The following is a 17,711-nucleotide window of genomic DNA, read 5'->3' as shown; positions in this document are numbered from 1 at the left end:
AGAAGCTGATCGCGGCGATGACGCGGGTGAAATCCTACCTCGACTACGGCGCCTTCACGCCGATCCAGGCGGCGGCGTGCGCCGCGCTCAACGGGCCGCAGGACATCGTCGAGCAGAACCGCAAACTCTATCACCGCCGGCGCGATGTGCTAGTCGAGAGTTTCGGCCGTGCGGGTTGGGACATTCCCAAGCCGGCCGCGTCCATGTTCGCCTGGGCGCCCTTGCCGCCGGCGCTGAAGCATTTGGGCAGTCTGGAGTTTTCCAAGCAGTTGCTGACCCACGCAAAGGTCGCGGTGGCGGCGGGCGTGGGCTATGGCGAGAACGGCGAGGGCTTCGTGCGCATCGCCATGGTCGAGAACGAACAGCGCATCCGCCAGGCCGCGCGCAACATCAAATCCTATCTGAAATCGCAGGGCGTCAATGTGCCGCCCAGCCGGGAAGACTGACTATGCCGTCTGGACTGATCGCGCTGCTGGACGACGTCGCCGGCATCGCAAAGCTGGCGGCCGCGTCGCTGGATGACGTGGGAGCGGCAGCTGGCAAGGCCTCGACCAAGGCCGCCGGCGTGGTGGTGGACGATGCGGCGGTGACGCCGCGCTATGTCATGGGCCTGTCGCCCAGCCGCGAACTGCCGATCATCAGCAAGATTGCGCTCGGGTCGTTTCGCAACAAGCTGATCTTCATCCTGCCGGTGGCACTGGTGCTCAGCGCCTTCGCGCCCTGGGCCATCACGCCGATCCTGATGTGCGGCGGCACCTATCTGTGTTTCGAGGGGGCAGAAAAGCTGCTGGAGGCGATGGGGCATGGCGGGCATGAGGATGCCGCGCCGGTCGCGCGCGACGCGGCGGCGCTGGAGAAGACGACGGTGTCTGGCGCGGTGCGCACTGACCTGATCCTGTCTGCCGAGATCATGGCCATCGCCCTGGCCGATGTGGCGGCGCAGCCGATCCTGACCCAGGCCGCTGTGCTGGCTGTGGTCGGCATCGCCATGACCGTGGTCGTCTATGGCGCGGTCGGCCTGATCGTGAAGATGGACGACATCGGCCTGCATCTGGCTCAACGGCCCAATGGCGGGGTGCGCGCTTTGGGGCGGGGTCTGGTCAAGGGCATGCCGATGGTGATGAGCGCCCTGTCGGCGATCGGCACGGCGGCCATGCTGTGGGTCGGCGGCGGCATTCTGCTGCATGGTTCCCATACGCTGGGGCTGCACTGGCCGGCGGTACCGGTCGAGCATCTGTCGCATGCCGTCGGCGAACTGTTCGGGCCGTTGGCCGGCGTGATGAGCTGGCTGACGACGGCGGTGGCCTCGGCCGTGATCGGGCTGATCGTCGGCGGGGTGGTGGTGCTGGTCCTGCATCAGGTCGCGCGCCTGCGCTCCAGGGAATCGCACTAGGAGCGAGCCGGGCTGTCACGCGGGCGCCATCCGCAACAGCTAGAGGCCGCACGGCTGTTGTTGGAGTTGTTCATGTCCCTGTCGCGTCACGTCGCCGCCGCGTGTCTGGCCGTCTTGTCGATCGCTGGCGCCGCCTGTGCGGGCGCGCCGGTCGCCCAGCCGGCGGTTCAGGCCGCTGCGCCGCAGTCGTCGCTCGCGGCCCTTACGCCGCCCAAACTGATCGTGACCATCGTGGTCGATCAGTTCAGCGCCAACCTCTTCAACCAGTATCGCAGCCGCTACAGCGGCGGCCTGCGCCGGTTGGCCGACCAGGGACTGGTGTCGATCAACGGCTATCAGACCCACGGTCTGACCGAGACCTGCCCCGGCCACTCCACGGTTCTGACCGGCATGCATCCGGCCGAGACCGGCATTCCCGCCAACGATTGGATCGACGGCAAGACCGGCAAGGAGGTCTATTGCCTGGCCGCGCCGCAGAACCATCTGGCGCACGGGCGCGACGACACCGACAACGGGCCAGTGGGACCGGATCAGCTGCGCGCGACGACGCTGGGCGACTGGCTGAAGGCCGTCAGCCCGGACAGCAAGGTCATGGCGGTGTCGGGCAAGGATCGCGGGGCGATCAATCTGGCCGGTCATCAGGGGCAGGCCTTCTGGTTCACTGACGGGTTTGGATTGACGACCTATGTCGAGCCCGGTCAGACGGCCGAGACAAAGCTGGCGCCGGTTGCGGCGTTCAACCGTGACTTCAACGCCTGGACGGCGGCGACGCCGACAGCCTGGGACTATCAGAACGCGGACTGCCGGGCGCTGGCGGGCGACTGGACCATTCGCGGCCAGACCTTCCATTCGGTGCTGCCGCCGGCGGGGCTGAAGTTCGACACCTCGCCATTGCTGGACGAGCAGACGCTGAAGGCGGCGGAATATCTGCTGGACAGCCAGAAGCTGGGGCAGGGGACGGCGACCGACATGCTGGGCGTCAGCCTGTCGGCCACCGACCGGATCGGCCATATGTACGGCACCCAAGGGCCGGAGATGTGCGAGCAGATGCACCGGCTGGATACGGCGCTGGGCGCCTTCCTGGATAAGCTGGCCGAGGTTCCGGGCGGCGCGCTGGTGGTTTTGACGGCGGATCACGGCGGTTCGGACTTCGTCGAGCGCCTGCATGAGCATGGCTATCCGCAGGCGCACCGCGCCGATACCGATGCGATCAAGGGCGTCAACGCCGCGCTGAAGGCGCGCTTTAACCTGGGTGCCGATCCGCTGCAGTCCGGCGGAAGCGGCTGGATGGTCGCCGATGCGGATCACAGGTCGCTGCCCGATCCGTTGCGGACACAGGTGGCGGAGGCGGCGGTCGAGATGCTGCGCGCCCTGCCTGAAGTGGCCTTCGCCGAGACGCGCGACCGGCTGCTGGCCGAGCCTCTGCCGGATAGCCGGCAGCCCGAGATGATGACGGTGCGCGAGCGGATGCGACTGTCGACCGTCGCCGAGCGATCGCCCGACATCCAGTTCGCCTGGACCCAGAACACCACCTCGGGCGGCCGCGTCGGCTCGACCCTGGCCGGACACGGCACGCCGTGGGAATATGACCGGCGCGTGCCGATCATCTTCTGGTGGCCAGGCGCCAAGGCCGAGGAGCGGTTTCTGCCGATCCGGACCGTCGATATCGCCCCGACCCTCGCCCATGTGATCGGCGTCCCCGCGCCGCAGGTGGAGGGCCGGTGCATCGATCTGAACGGGTTCGCCGTTGCGACTTGCGGGGCGGCGGCCAGATAAACTCCTGTTTCCGGCCGTCAACTCATGTTTCCTGAGGGGAAGGCGGCCTTACGCAGCGCAGGTTTCGTTGGCAGAAGAGGGCGAAATCGCCCAGGCGGCCCCGTTTTGCCGTCCGAGAGAGCCAACAGGAAACGTCATGAACCGAGCCCGTCGCGCGCGCATCGTCGCCACCCTGGGACCCGCCAGCCGTGCGCCCAGCACCGTCAAGGCGCTGGCCCAGGCGGGGGTGGATGTCTTTCGCCTGAACTTCAGCCACGGGTCGCATGAGGATCACGCCGCCGCGTTGAAGGCGGTGCGCGGCGCCGAAATGGCGTTGCAGCGTCCGCTGGGCGTGTTGGCCGACCTTCAAGGGCCGAAGCTGCGTTTGGGCCGGTTCAAGGACGTCGAGATCTCGGTCAAGCCGGGCCACACCATGCGTTTCGATCTGGACCCGACGCCCGGCGACGAGACGCGGGTGCAGATGCCGCATCCCGAAATCTTCAAGGCGCTGCGCAAAGGCATGCTGCTGCTTCTGGACGACGGCCGGGTGCGGCTGCGTGTAGGCGAGCGGACCGACGAGTGGGCCGATGTGACGGTCGAGAGCGGCTCGAAGCTGTCGGACCGCAAGGGCGTGGCGGTGCCGGAGGCGGTGATCCCGGTCTCGGCCCTGACGCCCAAGGACCGTGAGGACCTGGCCTTCGCCCTACGGATGGGCGTGGATTGGGTGGCGCTCAGCTTCGTGCAGAAGCCCGAGGACATGGCCGAGCTGAAGCGGATCGTGAATGGTCAGGCGGCCTGCCTCGCCAAGATCGAGAAGCCGGCGGCCCTGGCCGATCTCGAAGCCATCCTCGACTATTGCGACGGGGTGATGGTGGCGCGCGGCGATCTGGGCGTCGAGCTGGATCCCGAGGACGTGCCGGTGGCGCAAAAGCAGATCGTGCGCGCGGCCCGCAATCGCGGCGTGCCTGTGATCGTCGCCACCCAGATGCTGGAATCTATGACCAGCGCCCCGGCCCCGACCCGCGCCGAGGCGACCGATGTGGCCAATGCGGTCTATGAGGGTGCGGACGCCCTGATGCTGTCGGCCGAGACGGCGTCGGGCGACTATCCGCTGGAATCCGTGGGCATCATGAGCCGGATCATCGAGCGGGTCGAACGCGATCCGATGTGGCCCAGCCTGATGGGCGCCGAACACGCCGGCATGGACGAGCACGATGTGGACGCCCTAGTCGGGGCGGCGCGGATGGCGGCGAATGCGCCCTCGACCGGCTGTCTGGTGGTGTTCACGACCCTGGGCGGCACGGCGCGGCGGATGGCGCGCGAGCGGCCGTTGAAGCCGATCCTGGTGCTGACGCCCAATCCCAACACCGCGCGCCGACTGGCCCTGGTCTGGGGGCTGGAGCCGCGTCTGGGCGAGCAGCCGGACTCGCTGGAGGCCGTGACGGACGACGCCGTCAACAGCGCGGTCAAATATGGTTTGGCCGAGCCGGGCCAGCGCATCCTGATTTTGGCGGGCACGCCGTTCGGGGCGCCGGGCGCGGCCAACCTGCTGCGATTGGCCCACGCGCCTGCAGCGACGTCGAAGGGCCGCAAGAAGAGCTAGAGAGCGATCTCGCGCCGCTCCGCCCCGCTGCGCAGACCGGCGTCGAGGATGCGCATGACGATCAGGGCCTGGTCGGCCGGTACGGGCGGCGGGCCCTTGCCAAGGATCGCCTCGCGCATGGCGGCGTAGAAGGCGGGATAGTCGCCGCGTTCGGGCGTCGGCGTGGTGCGGACCGTTTCGCCGTCCGTCTGTTTGGTCAGCACGCCGCGCGAAGGATCGAGGCCCCAATCCGCGTCGCCGGGACGCAGGCCGGCCTTGGACTGCCCTTCCTGAGCGTCGAGGCCGTGTTTGATGAAGCTGCCGCCCGTGCCGTGGACGGCGTAGCGGAGGCTGGCCTCGGCGGCGAGGTGGCTCATGTTCAGGATGACGCGCAGCCGGTCGTAGCGCAGCAGGACGTGGGCGTAGTCGATGGCCGTGGCGCCGACACGCTGGGCCTGAAGGTCGGCATAGATGGCCAGCGGAGCGCCGAACAACTGCACCGCCTGGTCGATCAGGTGCGGGCCCAGGTCGGCCCAGACCCCGCCGTCGCGCTTGTCCTTCCAACGGTCCGTGACGGTCGGACGAAAGCGATCGTAGTGGCTTTCGAACACGGCGACGTCGCCCAGTTCGCCACAGTCGATCAGGCGGCGCAGAGTCAGGAAGTCGGCGTCCCAGCGGCGGTTCTGGAAGACGCTGAACACGCCAGGCGATGCGGCCGCGACGGCGGCGACCGCCTCGGCGTCAGCCAGAGTGGCGGCGAAGGGTTTGTCCACCACCACCGACTTGCCGGCCCTCAGCGCGGCGATCGACTGTTCGGCGTGCAGGGCGTCGGGGGTGGCGACGACGATCAGGCCGATGTCGCCGCGGGCGATGGCTGTGTCCAGATCGGGCAGGACCTCGACCTCCGGCAGGTCGGCGTGGACCGCTTCAGGGCGGGACGAGACGACAGCGGTCAATGTCAGGCCGGGCGTCGCCTTGATCAGCGGGGCATGGAAGGTCTGGCCCGCCAGGCCGTAGCCGACGACGGCGACGGCGATGGGTGCGTGTGAGGTCATGCCCCGATCAATAGCGGTCCGGGCGGGGGCCATCCAGCACATAGGGCACGACACCGCGCTCGTTCTCCGGCACGTGCAGGGTCCGGTCCAGGGGCGGGAAGGCGCGCTGGGTGCAGTCGGTGCGCTCGCAGATGCGGCAGCTGACGCCGATCCGGGCCGCCGGGCCGTTCAGATCGAGGCCGGCGGCATAGACAAGGGCGCCCGCATGTTCGACCTCGCATCCCAACGACAGAGCGTAGCGTCGGTCGTTGGCCAGATAGGAGCCGCTGGGCTTGGACACGCTGCGGGCGATGGAGATGTAGCGCGAGCCGTCGGGCATCTCGGCCAGTTGCACCCCGATCCGGTCGGGCGCGGCGAAGGCTTCGTGGACGTTCCACAGCGGGCAGGCGCCGCCGAAGCGGGCGAACTGGAAGCGGGTGGCGCTGTGCCGCTTGGTGATGTTGCCGGCCATGTCCACGCGGGCGAAATAGAAGGGCACGCCGCGCCAGCCGGGTCTTTGCAGGGTCGAGAGCCGGTGGCAGACCTGTTCGAAACTGACCTGGAAACGGGTGCGCAGCCGGTCGATGTCGTGCTTCTCCTCGCGGGCGGCCTCCAGGAAGGCGCGGTAGGGCAAGAGCAGGGCGCCCGCGGCGTAGTTGGCCAGGCCGACGCGGGCCACGTCCCGCGCGGCGTCGGTGCGGAAGGCGGCCTGATCCAGCTCGGCCTCGATCAGGTCGCGGAAGGACAGCAGGGCCAGCTGGTGCGCCAGCTGGAACGACCGCGTCGCGCCGGGCTGCCAGGCGTCCAGCGTCAGGACGCGGCTGGCGGGATCGTAGCGACGCAACGCGTCTTGGCCGGCGACATAGGCGACGCGGACGCCGTGCGCCTGGCTCAGCGCGGCCTCCAGCGCCCGCTCGATCTGGCCGTCCTGCACCAGGGTCGCCGCCAGCGCCTCGGCCGCGGTGTCCAGCGTGTCGATATAGTTGTCGCGATAGTGGAAGAAGTCGCGCACCTCTTCGTAGGGCAGCAAGGCGACACTGGCGCCGTGTTCGTCCCGGCCCAGGGTGTCGTCCAACGCCTTCACACGCTCGTCCAGGCGGCGGAAGGTCTGGTGCAGGGCCAGGAATTGACGGGCCAGACGCGGGGTGTTGGCGACAGCCTGTTTCAGCTCTGCGGCCGTGGGCGGTTCGGCCTCACCCATCATCGGGCCCGCGATGTCGGTGGTGGCCTCGCGCAGGTCGGCGATCAGGCGGGCGTCCCCTTCTAGATCGAACAGACTGGCGTCCACGTGAAAGGCGCGGGTCAGGGCGATCAGGACGCGCGCGGTCGCCGGGCGCTGGTTGGTCTCGATCTGCGACAGATAGGACGGAGACAGGCCCAGCCGCTCGGCGCAGGCCTCCAGCGTCCAGCCGCGCGCCTCGCGGAGCTTGCGCAGTTTGGTGCCCAGGAAAAGCTTCTCAGCCATTCGCAACTTTGCAGATCATATCGCCATCCTTTGCAAGCCCGCGCAGTTCCACACTTTTTGCAAAGTTGCGTTTGCCATTTTGCGATGAAGGCGCCACGCGTTCTTTGAACGAGAGGCGAAGATCCATCATGACTCAAGCCATCCTTGAAGAACTGGAGCGCCGTCGCGCCGCCGCCAAACTGGGCGGTGGGGAAAAGCGTATCGCCGCCCAGCACGCCAAGGGCAAGCTGACGGCGCGCGAACGCATCGACGTGCTGCTGGACGAGGGCTCCTTCGAGGAGACCGACATGTTCGTCGAGCACCGCAGCCACGACTTCGGCATGCAGGACCAGCGCATCCCCGGCGACGGGGTGGTGACGGGTCGCGGCACGATCGGCGGACGGCTGGTCTATGTCTTCTCCAAGGACTTCACCGTCTTCGGCGGATCGCTGTCGGGCGCCCATGCGGCCAAGATCGTCAAGCTGCAGAAGATGGCCCTGACCACCGGCGCGCCGATCATCGGCCTGTTCGACGCCGGCGGGGCGCGGATCCAAGAGGGGGTCGAGAGCCTTGCCGGTTACGCCGACATCTTCCTGCAGAATACGCTTGCCAGCGGCGTCATTCCCCAGATCAGCGTGATCATGGGGCCGTGCGCGGGCGGCGACGTCTATTCGCCCGCCATCACCGACTTCATCTTCATGGTGAAGGACACGAGCTACATGTACGTGACCGGACCCGACGTGGTGAAGACGGTCACCAACGAAGTTGTCAGCCACGAGGACCTGGGCGGCGCCCGCGTTCACGCCGGCAAGTCGGGCGTGGCGGACGGGGCGTTCGAGAACGACCTTGAGGCCCTATCGGAGGTGCGCCGCCTGATCGGCTTCCTGCCGCTGTCGAACCGTGAAAAGCCGCCGGTGCGCGAGAGCTATGACGAGCCCGAGCGGGACGAGCCGTCGCTGGACACCCTGATCCCGGCCAATCCGAACCAGCCTTATGACATGAAGGAGCTGATCCTGAAGGTGGTCGACGAGGCCGACTTCTTCGAGATCGGGGCCGACTTCGCCAGGAACATCATCTGCGGCTTCGGGCGGCTGGACGGCCAGACGGTCGGGATCGTCGCCAACCAGCCCCAGGTGCTGGCGGGCGTGCTGGACATCGATTCAAGCCGCAAGGCCGCGCGCTTCGTGCGCTTCTGCGACGCCTTCGACATTCCGCTGGTGACGCTGGTAGACGTGCCGGGCTTCATGCCGGGGACCAAGCAGGAGTACGGCGCCCTGATCAAACACGGGGCCAAGCTGCTGTTCGCCTATGCTGAGGCGACTGTGCCGAAACTGACCCTGATCACGCGCAAGGCCTATGGCGGCGCCTATGACGTGATGAGCTCCAAACACCTGCGCGGCGACGTCAACTACGCCTGGCCCACCGCCGAGATCGCGGTCATGGGCGCCAAGGGGGCGGTCGAGATCATCTTCCGCAAGGAGGCCGGCGATCCCGAGGCCCTGGCCGCGCGCGAGGCGGAGTACAAGGACCGGTTCGCCAATCCGTTCGTGGCGGCGGGCTTGGGCTATATCGACGACGTCATCATGCCGCACGGTACGCGGCGGCGGCTGGTGAAGGCCCTGCGGACGCTGAAGAACAAGGTCCAGGAGAACCCCTGGAAGAAGCACGACAATATTCCGCTGTGATGGGGACCGTCTCAAATACTGCGCTGTCCAAAGAGGAGTGGAAAACTCGATTGGCGCAGCGGCAGTCACCGAAATCCCTAACCAAGTTGGTGGGCGATCTCAGTGAGGCCATGGGCGATTACTTTGTAACCGACAATACTATGACGTGGGCACGAGAAGCTCATGTCTCCGCCCGGTTCGCCTCTGCTATCGGCGCTACCCTTGTATGGATTGATGATCGTCCTGACCTGGGGGTCCAAATGTCGGACTCCGTGGATAGGTTTTACGAAGTCACGGAGGTGATCGAACCTGGACGACGTCGTAACGACGAATATCGGGAAGATCGCGTTCGCAAAAGCGCCGGTGAAGAAGTTCTGCGCACCTACCAACCTGACAACGTCTCATCGACGCGCTCTGCACTCCACCATGCTGCAGACAAGAAGGCCAAAAAGATTGGAAATTACGGAACCAACGGGTGCGGGCTAGTCATCTATCTAAATACCGATTTGATGGTTTTCGACGAGGTGGCGGACGAACTCGAAGCAAACCTTCTCGGTGATACCGAAGTTGCTGGCAGCGTCTTCAACGACGTTAGGGTTCTATGGTCCGACCGCCTTTATCATGTTTGGAGCGGCGGAAACGCTGTTCCGCTTTCGCCCAAACTGGGCGTTTGACGCCCGTAGGAAGCCCCATGTTCTCCAAAATTCTCATCGCCAACCGGGGCGAGATCGCGGTTCGGATCATCAAGACCTGCCGCAAGATGGGCATCCAGACGGTGCAGGTCTATTCGGAGGCCGACGCCGGGTCGTTGGCAGTCGAGATGGCCGACGAGGCGGTGCTGATCGGGCCGGCGCCGGCGGCGCAGTCTTACTTGCTGGCCGACAAGATCGTCGAGGCGGTGCGCCAGACGGGGGCGCAGGCCGTGCATCCGGGCTTTGGCTTCCTGAGCGAGAACGCCGGGTTCGCGCGGCGGCTGAGGGACGAGGGGATCGCCTTCATCGGCCCGAACCCCGAGGCCATCGAGGCCATGGGCGACAAGATCAGCTCCAAGAAGCTGGCGGCCGAGGCGGGGGTCTCGACCGTGCCGGGCCATATGGGGCTGATCGAGACGCCGGACGAGGCGGTCAGGATCGCCAACCAGATCGGCTATCCGATCATGATCAAGGCCTCGGCCGGCGGCGGCGGCAAGGGCATCCGGGTGGCCCATTCGGACGCCGACATGGCCGAGGGGTTTGCGGCGGTGAAGGCCGAGGCGCTGAACGCCTTCGGCGACGACCGGGTCTTCCTGGAGAAGTTCATCGTCGATCCGCGCCATATCGAGATCCAGGTGCTGGGCGACAAGCACGGCCATGTGGTCCATCTGTTCGAGCGCGAATGCTCGATCCAGCGCCGCAACCAGAAGGTCATCGAGGAGGCGCCCAGCCCCTTGCTGGACGAGGCCACCCGCGCCGCCATGGGGGCGCAGGCCGTCGCCCTGGCCCAGGTGGTGAACTATGACTCGGCCGGCACGGTCGAGTTCGTCGCCGGTCAGGACAAGAGCTTCTACTTCCTGGAGATGAACACCCGGCTGCAGGTCGAGCATCCGGTGACGGAGCTGATCACGGGCGTCGATCTGGTCGAACAGATGATCCGTTCGGCCTGGGGCGAGGCGCTGGCCTTCGAGCAGAAGGACCTGAAGATCGACGGCTGGGCCATCGAGAGCCGCATATACGCCGAGGATCCGTATCGCGGCTTCCTGCCCTCGATCGGGCGGCTGGTCCGATACGAGCAGCCGGAAGAGGGCGATCAGGGGGACTATACGGTCAGGAACGATTCCGGCGTCCGCGAGGGCGACGAGATCAGCATGTTCTACGATCCCATGATCGCCAAACTGTGCGCCTGGGGCGAGACGCGCGAGGCGGCGGTCGAGGGTATGGCCCGCGCGCTGGAGGACACCCACCTGTCGGGGCTGGGTCACAATGTGCCTTTCCTGGCGGCAGTGATGGACCAGGACCGGTTCAAGTCGGGCAATCTGTCGACCAGCTATATCAAGGACGAGTTCCCGGACGGCTTCCACGGCCTGAAACCGACGCAGGACCAGGAACGCATCCTGATCGCCTCGGCGCTGGCCATGCACGAGGTCATCGCCGAACAGGACGGCGACCCGTCGGATCGCACTGACTGGATCGTGATGATCGACAAGACGCCGCACGGCGTCGGACTGTCCTATGACGAGGACGAGGAGATGATCCTGACCCTGACGGGCGGGGGCGACATCCGCCTGTCGGACATCGACTGGCGGCCGGGTCTGGCACAGTTCAAGGCCGATCTGGACGGCGAGCCCTTCACCGCCGAGGTCAAACGCGTCGCCGACGGCTTCGACATCCGCCACCGTGCGGCCAGGGCGCGGGTGCGGGTGCTGCGGCCCCACGTCGCCGAACTGTATGCGCGTCTGCCGGAGAAGGTCGCGGCGGACACCTCCAAGATGGTGCTGTCGCCGATGCCGGGTCTGGTGGTCTCGATCCCGGTGGTCGTGGGCCAGGAGGTCAAGACCGGCGAGACGGTGGCCATCATCGAGGCCATGAAGATGCAGAACATCCTGAAGGCCGAGCGCGACGGTGTGGTGAAGGCCGTCGGCGCCAAGGACGGCGATCCCGTGGCGGCGGACGACGTGCTGGTGGAGTTCGGGTGATGACGGGCTTTCCCGCGCCCACGCCGCTGGAATGGCGCGAGGCGGCCCAGAAGGCGCTGAAGGATCGGCCGATCGAGTCCCTGATGCATCTCGACGCCGATCAACTGGTGACACGGCCGCTGTACGCGGGCGCGACGGGCGTGCAGCCGATCTTCGCCCCGCGCCCGTCCGACTCCGAAGGTCGGGCCTGGGATCTGCGGACGCTGGTGGAGGGCGACGATGCCGAGGCGGTCAACGCCGCCGTCCTGACCGATCTGGAGAACGGCGCGGCCTCGGTGGTACTGAAGGGGCGGGTGCTGTCGGATTCCGCGCCGTTAGGCCGGGCGCTGGAAGGCGTGGCGCTGGAACTGGCGCCCGTCGCGCTGGACGCCGGTATCGACGGGCCGGATGCGGCCAATGCGCTGGCGGTCGTCGCCAAGGGCTCGCCGCGCGCCCAGCTGCGATTTCATATGGACCCGGTCTCGGCCTTCGCCGAGGCGGGCGGGGCGCCGCGTTCTGTGGAAGAGCATCTGAGCCTGGCGGCCAATACGGCGGCGCGTCATGCGGGCGCCTATCCCGACGCGACCTTCTTCCTGGCCAGCGGCCGGGTCGCACACGAGGCGGGTGGATCGGCGGCGCAGGAGCTGGCCTTTGCGGCGTCCAGCGTCGTGGCCCATGCGAAGGCGGCGGTGGAGGCCGGGATGTCGGTCGAGGCGGCTTTGCGCGGCACCGTCGTCGGCCTGTCGGTCGATGCGGAATACTTTGACAGCCTGGCCAAGGTTCGGGCCATGCGGCTGATCTGGGCCAGCCTGACGAAAGCGTTCGACGTGGAGGTTCCGGCGGTTATCGAAGCGCGCTCGTCGCGGCGGATGCTGTCGGCGCGCGATCCCTGGCCCAATCTGCTGCGGCTGACGGCGGCGGGCTTCGCCGGTGCGGTCGGCGGAGCGGACGTGGTGGTGCTGGATGGCTTCACCCGCGCCTCCGGAACGTCAGACGCCTTTGCGCGGCGACAGGCGCGGAACACCCAACTGGTGTTGATGGAGGAGGCCAATCTGGGCCGGGTCGACGATCCGGCCGCTGGCTCCTGGTATCTGGACGCCCGGACGCGGGACCTGGCGGAGGCCGGCTGGGCCGAGTTCCAGATGATCGAGGCCGAGGGCGGTCTGGTCGAAGCCCTGAAGGGTTCGGTCATCCAGCCCCGCATCGCCCGCGCCCGCGCGGTCCGCGAGGCCGCGCTGACGAACGGCGCGGCGCAGATCATCGGCGTGACCAAATATGTCGATGCGGACGTGCGGCCGGCGCCGGTCGAGGCGGGCGATGAGGCGGCCGTGGCGGTCGAACGGGTCTGCGAGCCACTAACGCCGATCCGGTTTGCCGCAGCCTTCGAGGAGGCGGCTCAATGACTTTCCCCGACTTCAGCAAGATCGCCCTGAACCTCGATGCGACCGGGCAGGGGCCGACGCGCGATCCTTGGCTGACGCCCGAGGGGCTGACGGTCGAGACCGCATATGGTCCCGACAGCACGGACGCGCTGGATCACCCGCACGGCCTGCCGGGGTTCGCGCCGTTCGTGCGCGGTCCGTATCCGACCATGTATGCGGGCAATCCGTGGACCATCCGGCAATACGCCGGCTTCTCGACCGCCGAGGAGTCCAACGCCTTCTATCGCCGCAACTTGGCGGCCGGTCAGAAGGGGCTGAGCATCGCCTTCGACCTGGCGACGCACCGGGGCTATGACTCGGACCACCTCCGGGTGAAGGGCGACGTCGGCATGGCGGGCGTGGCCATCGACAGCATCTACGACATGCGGACCCTGTTCGACGGGATTCCGCTGGACCAGATGTCGGTGTCGATGACGATGAACGGGGCGGTGCTGCCGATCCTGGCTCTCTATGTCGTCGCGGCGGAAGAACAGGGCGTGCCGCACGCCAAGCTGACCGGGACCATTCAGAACGACATTCTGAAGGAGTTCATGGTTCGCAACACCTACATCTATCCGCCCGAGCCCTCGATGCGGATCATCGCGGACATCTTCGCCTGGACGGCGCAGGAGACGCCGAAGTTCAACTCGATCTCCATCAGCGGCTACCACATGCAGGAGGCGGGAGCCTCGGCGGATATCGAGCTGGCCTACACCCTGGCGGACGGGATCGAGTATCTGCGCGCGGGCGTCGCGGCGGGGATGCCGATCGACCGGTTCGCGCCGCGCCTGAGCTTCTTCTGGGCGATCGGCATGAACTATTTCATGGAGGTGGCCAAGATGCGGGCCGGCCGCCTGCTGTGGGCCGAGGCGGTCAGGAAAGAGGGCGGGGTCGATCCCAAGTCGCTGTCCTTACGCGCCCACTGCCAGACCTCGGGGTGGAGCCTCGCCGCGCAGGACGTGTTCAACAATGTGCCCCGCACCATGGTCGAGGCCATGGCGGCGGCGGGCGGCCAGACGCAGAGCCTGCACACCAATGCGCTGGACGAGGCCCTGGCCCTGCCCACCGACTTTTCGGCCCGGATCGCGCGCAACACCCAGATCCTGTTGCAGCAGGAAACGGGGCTGACGCGGGTCATCGATCCCTGGGGCGGCAGCTTCTATGTCGAGCGGCTGACCCACGAACTGGCCGAACGAGCGCGCGCCCATATGGCCGAGGTCGAGGCCCTGGGCGGCATGGCCAAGGCGATCGAAGCCGGCATTCCCAAGCTGCGGATCGAGGAGTCCGCCGCCAAGACCCAGGCCCGGATCGACACTGGCCAGCAAACGGTGGTCGGGGTGAACAAATATCTGAACCCCGTCGTCGACGACATTCCGATGCTGAAGGTCGACAATGCGGCGGTGCTGGCCGCCCAGATCGACAAGCTGAAGCGCCTGCGCGCCGAGCGGGACCAGGCGGCGACCGATGCGGCGCTGAACGCGCTGACCGAGGGCGCGCGCGGGACCGCCAACCTGCTGGAACTGGCGGTTCAGGCCGCCCGCGCCAAGGCGACGGTGGGTGAAATCTCCGACGCGCTGGAGGCCGCCTTCGGCCGCCACGTGGCCACGGTCCAGACCGTTTCGGGCGTATACGCCAAGGAGGCGGGGACCGACGCCCGCTTCGCCCGCGCCCGCGAGATGGTCGCGACCTTCGTCGAGAATGACGGCGGGCCGCCGCGCATCCTGATCGCCAAACTGGGCCAGGACGGGCACGACCGGGGCCAGAAGGTGGTCGCGACCGGATACGGCGATCTGGGCTTCGACGTCACGGCGGGCAGCCTGTTCCAGACGCCGTCCGAGGCGGCTCAAGAAGCGGTCGAGAAGGGCGTTCACGCGGTCGGGGCATCGTCGCTGGCGGCCGGGCACCTGACGCTGGTGCCCGAGTTGAAGGCCGAGTTGGAGAAACTGGGCCGGCCCGACATCATGATCGTGGTCGGCGGCGTGATCCCGCCGTCCGACGTCCAACCCCTGCTCGATATGGGAGCGGCCGCCGTTTATCCGCCCGGTTCGGCCATCGCCGATACGGCCGTCGACCTGATCGAGAAGCTGAACCAGCGTCTGGGTTACGCCCAGCCTGCCGCCGCAAAGGACAAACCATGATCGGCGCCCTGAACCACGTCGGCGTCGCCACGCCGTCCATCGCGGACTCGATCAAACTATATCGCGACATTCTGGGCGCGACGAAGATCGGCGAGCCGTTCGACCTGCCGGCGCAGGGGGTGAAGGTCTGTTTCGTCGATACGCCGACGGCTCAGATCGAGCTGATCCAACCCTATGACGACACCAGTCCCATCGTCGGCTTCCTGGCCAAGAACCCGAAAGGCGGCCAGCACCACGTCTGTTTCGAGGTCGTGGACATCCATGCCGCCGTCGCCGAGATGCGGGCCAAGGGCGTGACAATCCTGGGCACGGGCGAGCCGCGCATCGGGGCGCACGGGACGCCGGTCGTCTTCCTGCATCCGCGTGACATGGGCGGCGTATTGATCGAGCTGATGGAGACGCCAAAAGCGGGGCATTAAGCGGAGCCTTTGGTCAGGTTGGGCCGTTGAAGCCGAAACCAGAGGACATGACATGATGTCGCACCGCCTGACCGCATTCGTCGCCATCGCCGCCCTGACCGGCGCCGCAGCCTGCTCTCGCACCGAGCCGGAACAGCCCGCCGCCCCGGTCGAACCGTCGGCCGCGCCTGCATCCGATGCGCCCTCGATCGGTTATGCCTGCGAAAGCGGCGCGACGCTTCAGGTCCAGTATGTCGACAGCGACAACGCCAGGCTGACCCATCAGAACCAGAACTATGCCTTGCGTTCGGTGCAGGCCGCCAGCGGCGCGCGCTATGTCGGCGGCGGGGTGGAATGGTGGACGGCGACGCGTGATGGACAGGAGAGCGGCACGCTGAGCCGACTGGGTCCGGACGGCACCACAGGTGTCGCGGTGCTGGAGCGCTGCTCGCGGCCGATCCCCGGGGCGGATGCGACGCCCGGACCGCTGCCGACGCCAGGTCAGACGCCGACCGAGGCGACCGGCGGGGTCTTGCCCGCTGCGCTGCCCTGCAAGGGGCCGCAACTGACGCTGGCGGCGGGCGACGGGGATGCGGGCGCCGGAAATCGGGTCACCAACTTCAGTCTTCAGAATATCGGAAGCCAGGCCTGCAGCCTGACCGGCTATCCGACAGTGACCTTGCAGGACGCGCGCGGACGCACCCTGTCGTCCATACGCGCCGAACAGAGCCCAGGAAGCTATTTCCGCCAAGGCCAGGCCCCCACGCCGGTCCAACTGGCGCCCCGCGCCAAGGCCTATTTCGAAATGGCCTGGAGCGTCGTGCCCAACAAAGCCATGCAAAAGACGTGTCCCGACGCGGCCACGATAAAGGTCACGGCGCCCAGCGATACCGCCGCCGTCAGCCTGCCGTTCTCGTTCAGCCCCTGCGGCGGCCGCATCCGCGTCAGTCCGATCCGGGCCGAGGCCAACCCGGCGCCGGCGACCTGAGGCGGGTGGAAACCGATCGAAAATCGGCGTAGGTCGCGGCTCATGACCCAGAGCTTCTACGACCGCGTCGCCGGCGAACTGTCCGAGATCGACGCCCAGGGCCTGACCAAGCCCGAACGCATCATCGCCTCGCGCCAGGGGCCTGTGATCCAGGTCGCCGGACGCGACGTGCTGAACTTCTGCGCCAACAACTATCTTGGCCTGGCCGGCGACGAGCGCGTGACCCAGGCCGGAATGGCGGCGCAAGCGAAGTGGGGCGCGGGCACCGCGTCCGTGCGCTTCATCTGCGGCACGCTGGAGATCCACAAGGAGCTGGAAGCGGCCATCGCCAGCTATCTTGGTTTCGAGGACGCCATCCTGTTCGCCGCCGCCTTCGACGCCAACGGCGGTCTGTTCGAGCCGCTACTGGGCGAAAACGACGCCATCGTCTCCGACAGCCTGAACCACGCCTCGATCATCGACGGGGTTCGGCTGTGCAAGGCCAAACGCTATCGCTTCGCCAACTCCGACATGGACGAGTTGGAGAGCCGGCTGAAGGAGGCCCGCGCGGCCGGCGCGCGCGACATCATCATCGCCACCGACGGCGCCTTCTCGATGGACGGCTATATCGCCAAGCTGGACGAAATCCGGGCGCTGGCCGACAAATATGACGCCCTGATCATGGTGGACGACTGCCACGCCACGGGTTTCCTCGGCATGCAAGGCAGGGGCTCGTTCGCCCATCACGGTGTCGAGGTGGATTTCGTCACTGGCACCTTCGGCAAGGCCCTGGGCGGCGCCATGGGCGGCTTCATCTGCGCCAAGAAGTCGGTGGTCGAACTGCTGAAGCAGCGGGCGCGGCCCTATCTGTTCTCCAATGCACTCGCGCCGGCCGTGTGCGGGTCCAGCCTGGAGGCGATCTGCATCGCCCAAGGGACGGAAGGCGATTCGTTGCGCACCCGTCTGTCGGCCAACGCCCATCGCTATCGCGGGGCCATGTCGGACGCGGGCTTCACCCTGCTGGACGGCGAACATCCGATCATCCCGGTCATGCTGGGCGACGCCAAACTGGCGCAGGATTTCGCGGCGCGGGCGTTGGAGCTGGGCGTCTATGTGATCGGGTTCTCGTTCCCCGTCGTGCCGCGTGGCCAGGCCCGCATCCGCACACAGATGTCGGCGGCGCATACCTTCGATCAGATCGACCGGACGGTCGAAGTGTTCACCCAGGCGGGCCGGGAGCTGGGCGTCATTTAGCCCCTTTCGCC

At 67.3% G+C, this 17,711-nt stretch carries 15 protein-coding genes; 12 read left to right on the top strand and 3 right to left on the bottom strand.

Annotated features, from left to right (window positions below):
- The 4 genes from RT123_RS03105 to pyk form a co-directional block, all read left to right on the top strand.
- On the top strand, window positions 1-446 hold a 446-nt coding region (locus RT123_RS03105), incomplete at its 5' end, for an aminotransferase class I/II-fold pyridoxal phosphate-dependent enzyme (RefSeq protein WP_313007801.1).
- Between the two features lie 2 nt (window positions 447-448).
- Window positions 449-1,393 carry a DUF808 domain-containing protein gene (locus RT123_RS03100; RefSeq protein ID WP_313007800.1) on the top strand — a complete coding sequence of 315 codons (945 nt, stop codon included), beginning with the start codon at window positions 449-451 and terminating at the stop codon, window positions 1,391-1,393.
- 72 nt (window positions 1,394-1,465) lie between these two features.
- Window positions 1,466-3,169 carry an alkaline phosphatase family protein gene (locus RT123_RS03095; RefSeq protein WP_313007799.1) on the top strand — a complete coding sequence of 568 codons (1,704 nt, stop codon included), beginning with the start codon at window positions 1,466-1,468 and terminating at the stop codon, window positions 3,167-3,169.
- Between the two features lie 136 nt (window positions 3,170-3,305).
- A complete protein-coding gene (pyk, locus tag RT123_RS03090) occupies window positions 3,306-4,751 on the top strand; it encodes a pyruvate kinase (protein ID WP_055753148.1) in 1,446 nt (481 codons plus the stop codon).
- Here pyk and RT123_RS03085 read toward each other — a convergent pair.
- The 3 genes from RT123_RS03085 to RT123_RS03075 are packed head-to-tail and all read right to left on the bottom strand — an operon-like array spanning window position 4,748 to window position 7,359.
- On the bottom strand, window positions 4,748-5,785 hold the full coding sequence (locus RT123_RS03085) for an oxidoreductase (protein WP_313007798.1): 1,038 nt from the start codon (window positions 5,783-5,785) through the stop codon (window positions 4,748-4,750). The genes pyk and RT123_RS03085 overlap by 4 nt on opposite strands.
- A gap of 7 nt (window positions 5,786-5,792) precedes the next feature.
- Complete coding sequence (locus tag RT123_RS03080) at window positions 5,793-7,229, bottom strand: short-chain fatty acyl-CoA regulator family protein (protein WP_313007797.1); 1,437 nt, start codon at window positions 7,227-7,229, stop codon at window positions 5,793-5,795.
- Window positions 7,222-7,359: a hypothetical protein gene (locus RT123_RS03075; protein WP_153923009.1), complete on the bottom strand. Its 138-nt coding sequence runs from the start codon at window positions 7,357-7,359 to the stop codon at window positions 7,222-7,224. Before RT123_RS03075 ends, RT123_RS03080 begins: the two co-directional genes overlap by 8 nt.
- Between RT123_RS03075 and RT123_RS03070 the strand changes: the two genes are divergently transcribed.
- The 8 genes from RT123_RS03070 to RT123_RS03035 are packed head-to-tail and all read left to right on the top strand — an operon-like array spanning window position 7,358 to window position 17,700.
- Window positions 7,358-8,893, top strand: coding sequence for an acyl-CoA carboxylase subunit beta (locus RT123_RS03070; RefSeq protein ID WP_137722102.1), 1,536 nt, complete (start codon window positions 7,358-7,360; stop codon window positions 8,891-8,893). The two genes, RT123_RS03075 and RT123_RS03070, sit on opposite strands and share 2 nt — an antisense overlap.
- A complete protein-coding gene (locus tag RT123_RS03065; protein ID WP_313007795.1) occupies window positions 8,890-9,546 on the top strand; it encodes a hypothetical protein in 657 nt (218 codons plus the stop codon). The genes RT123_RS03070 and RT123_RS03065 overlap by 4 nt, the downstream gene beginning before the upstream one ends.
- Before the next feature lie 17 nt (window positions 9,547-9,563).
- On the top strand, window positions 9,564-11,543 hold the full coding sequence (locus RT123_RS03060) for an acetyl/propionyl/methylcrotonyl-CoA carboxylase subunit alpha (protein WP_313007793.1): 1,980 nt from the start codon (window positions 9,564-9,566) through the stop codon (window positions 11,541-11,543).
- On the top strand, window positions 11,543-12,925 hold the full coding sequence (locus RT123_RS03055) for a methylmalonyl-CoA mutase family protein (RefSeq protein ID WP_313007792.1): 1,383 nt from the start codon (window positions 11,543-11,545) through the stop codon (window positions 12,923-12,925). Before RT123_RS03060 ends, RT123_RS03055 begins: the two co-directional genes overlap by 1 nt.
- Entirely contained in the window at window positions 12,922-15,081 is a 2,160-nt protein-coding gene (gene scpA, locus RT123_RS03050; protein ID WP_313007791.1) for a methylmalonyl-CoA mutase, read from the top strand. Before RT123_RS03055 ends, scpA begins: the two co-directional genes overlap by 4 nt.
- Window positions 15,078-15,500, top strand: a complete 423-nt coding sequence (mce, locus tag RT123_RS03045) for a methylmalonyl-CoA epimerase (protein ID WP_313007790.1) — start codon at window positions 15,078-15,080, stop codon at window positions 15,498-15,500. Before scpA ends, mce begins: the two co-directional genes overlap by 4 nt.
- 52 nt (window positions 15,501-15,552) lie before the next feature.
- Window positions 15,553-16,467 (top strand): DUF4232 domain-containing protein, encoded by a 915-nt coding sequence (locus RT123_RS03040; protein ID WP_313007788.1) that lies wholly within the window; start codon window positions 15,553-15,555, stop codon window positions 16,465-16,467.
- A 42-nt stretch (window positions 16,468-16,509) separates the two neighbouring features.
- The gene (locus RT123_RS03035; protein WP_313007787.1) at window positions 16,510-17,700 is read left to right on the top strand and encodes a glycine C-acetyltransferase; all 1,191 of its coding nucleotides are present in this window, start codon (window positions 16,510-16,512) and stop codon (window positions 17,698-17,700) included.
- Window positions 17,701-17,711 lie beyond the last annotated feature (11 nt).

This window comes from Brevundimonas vesicularis, assembly GCF_032067225.1.
Lineage (GTDB): Bacteria > Pseudomonadota > Alphaproteobacteria > Caulobacterales > Caulobacteraceae > Brevundimonas > Brevundimonas vesicularis_F.
Note: the sequence above shows the minus strand (reverse complement) of the source record. Positions and strands in the feature narration are given on the sequence as shown.